This window comes from Mesorhizobium sp. M7D.F.Ca.US.004.03.1.1 (assembly GCF_003998635.1).
GTDB classification, from domain to species: domain Bacteria; phylum Pseudomonadota; class Alphaproteobacteria; order Rhizobiales; family Rhizobiaceae; genus Mesorhizobium; species Mesorhizobium loti.
Genome location: NZ_RZQG01000794.1, coordinates 1 through 2,781, shown reverse-complemented (window position 1 = coordinate 2,781; position 2,781 = coordinate 1). Strand labels below are relative to the sequence as shown.

Genomic DNA, 2,781 nt, shown 5'->3' with positions numbered 1-2,781 from the left:
GAATACCGCTTTCGCGGCAACTCGCTGATGGGCCTCTATCTGGCGCTCGGCATCATGATCCCGATCCGGCTGGGCACCGTCGCCATCCTGCAGTTGATGGTGGCGAGCGGGCTGGTCAACACGCTGACGGCGCTGATCCTGGTCTACACCGCGCAAGGCCTGCCGCTTGCCGTCTTCATCCTGTCGGAATTCATGAAGCAAGTGTCCGACGATCTGAAGAATGCCGGCCGCATCGACGGCCTGTCCGAATACACCATCTTCTTCAGGCTGGTGCTGCCGCTGGTGCGGCCATCGATGGCGACGGTCGCCGTCTTCACCATGATCCCGATCTGGAACGATCTGTGGTTCCCGCTGATCCTGGCGCCGTCGGAAGAAACCAAGACGGTGACGCTCGGCGCGCAGCTCTTCCTCGGCCAGTTCGTCACCAACTGGAACGCCATCCTGGCGGCGCTCTCGCTGGCGATCATGCCGGTGCTGATCCTCTACGTCATCTTCTCGCGGCAACTGATCCGCGGCATCACCTCCGGAGCCGTCAAGTGAGTTCGCAGGCACCTCTTCGCGTCGTCGTCGCCGGCCTTGGCAATATGGGCCGCAGCCATGCGCTGGCCTATCACAGCAATCCGGGCTTCGAGATCGCGGCGCTGATCAACCGCTCCGACGTGCCGTTGCCGGACGGGCTGTCGGGCTACGGCATCAGGCGCTCCTTCGATGACGCCTTGCGCGAAGAAAAGCCCGATGTCGCCTGCATCGCCACCTATTCCGACAGCCATGCCGACTATGCGGTTAGGGCGTTCGAGGCTGGCTGCCATGTCTTCGTCGAAAAGCCGCTGGCAACGACGGTGGCCGATGCCAAGCGTGTCGTCGCGGCGGCCAAAGCCAATGGCAAGAAACTGGTGATCGGCTACATCCTGCGCCATCACCCATCCTGGATCAGGCTGATCGCCGAAGCACGCAAGCTCGGCGGCCCCTACGTCTTCCGCATGAACCTCAACCAGCAATCCTCGGGCCATACCTGGGAGACGCACAAGCAGTTGATGCAGACGACGTCGCCGATCGTCGACTGCGGCGTGCACTATCTCGACGTCATGCTGCAGATCACCGACGCCAAACCGGTCGAGGTGCGCGGCATGGGCGTGCGGCTGACAGAGGAGGTGGCGCCCTCCATGTACAATTACGGCCACCTGCAGGTGCTGTTCGATGACGGTTCCGTCGGCTGGTACGAAGCAGGCTGGGGGCCGATGATTTCGGAAACCGCCTTCTTCGTGAAGGACGTGATTTCGTCGAATGGCTGCGTGTCGATCGTCATGAAGGAAGGCGTCAAGTCCGACGACATCGACACCCACACCAAGACCTCGACCATACGCCTGCACAGTGCCGCGACCGGCGCGGACGGCAAGTTCGTCAAGCCGGACGAAATGCTGTCGATGGAAGGCGAACCCGGCCACCAGGACCTTTGCGACCTCGAACAGGCCTTCGTGCTGAAGGCGATCCGCGAGGATCTGGATCTCACCAAACACATGGACGACGCGGTCAAATCGCTCGCCGTCTGCCTTGCCGCCGACGAGAGCGTGCGCAGTGGCGCCGCCGTCAAACTCTAGAACAGGGACGAAGCCGTGGGCTCGCTGAACATCGAGAATGTGAAGAAGGCCTTCGGGCCGGTCGAGGTGCTGAAGGGCATCAACCTCGAAGTGACCGACGGCGAATTCGTCGTCTTCGTCGGCCCGTCGGGTTGCGGCAAGTCGACCTTGCTCAGGGTCATCGCCGGACTGGAGGATTCGACCTCGGGCCGCGTCGTCATCGACGGCGAGGATGTTTCCGCCACCCCACCGGCCAAGCGCGGCATCGCCATGGTATTCCAGACCTATGCGCTCTACCCGCATCTGACGGTGAAGAACAATATGGGCCTCGGCCTCAAGCAGGCCGGCACGCCGGCGGCCGAGATCGAGCGCCGCATCGGCATCGCCTCATCGATGCTGTCGCTGGAGCCCTATCTCGAAAGGCGGCCGGCCGAGCTTTCCGGCGGCCAGCGCCAGCGCGTCGCCATCGGCCGCGCCGTGGTGCGCGAGCCGAAACTGTTCCTGTTCGACGAACCGTTGTCGAACCTTGATGCCGCGCTGCGCGTCAACACGCGGCTGGAAATCGCGCAGCTGCACCGCCGGCTGAAGGCGACGATGATCTACGTCACCCACGATCAGGTCGAGGCGATGACACTGGCCGACAAGATCGTCGTGCTCAACGCCGGCCGGATCGAGCAGATCGGCGGCCCGATGGAACTCTACAATTCGCCGGCAAATGAGTTCGTCGCCGGCTTCATCGGCTCGCCGAAGATGAACTTTGTCGATGGCGCCCGGCTTGGTGAGGCGGCGAAGACCATCGGCGTGCGGCCGGAGCACCTGACCGTCGATCCGAAGTCAGGCGCCTGGAAGGGAACGGTCGTTCATGCCGAGCATCTCGGCGCCGACACCAATCTCTATCTCGATTGCGAGAAGGCCGGGCTGATCACCGTGCGGATTTTCGGTGTCTATGATGCCGAACCGGGCGCCACGCTCTATGCGACGCCGGAGCCGAGGAAGATCTATCGGTTTGGGGCTGATGGGAAGGTGCTGAAGTAGGGGCTGACGGCGCAGCCCCCTCACCCAGCCTCCGCTTCGCTCGGCTGACCTCTCCCCGAGGGGAGAGGAGATTGTCAGCGCCGCCGCTCACCTCTTCTCCCCTGCGGGGAGAAGGTGGCCGCGAAGCGGCCGGATGAGGGGGCAGCGCAACCTTGCAGATCTACAAATC

General features: G+C 63.4%; 3 protein-coding genes. All 3 read left to right on the top strand.

All coding sequences use genetic code 11. The annotated features are described in order from the left end of the window. A partial coding sequence (locus EN935_RS29940) for a carbohydrate ABC transporter permease (RefSeq protein ID WP_164771447.1) occupies positions 1-540 on the top strand: 540 nt, incomplete at its 5' end. Continuing rightward, a complete protein-coding gene (locus EN935_RS29935; protein WP_127373919.1) occupies positions 537-1,598 on the top strand; it encodes a Gfo/Idh/MocA family oxidoreductase in 1,062 nt (353 codons plus the stop codon). The genes EN935_RS29940 and EN935_RS29935, both read left to right, overlap by 4 nt. 15 nt (positions 1,599-1,613) lie before the next feature. Continuing rightward, entirely contained in the window at positions 1,614-2,612 is a 999-nt protein-coding gene (locus EN935_RS29930; protein WP_127263123.1) for an ABC transporter ATP-binding protein, read from the top strand. Positions 2,613-2,781: the final 169 nt, after the last annotated feature.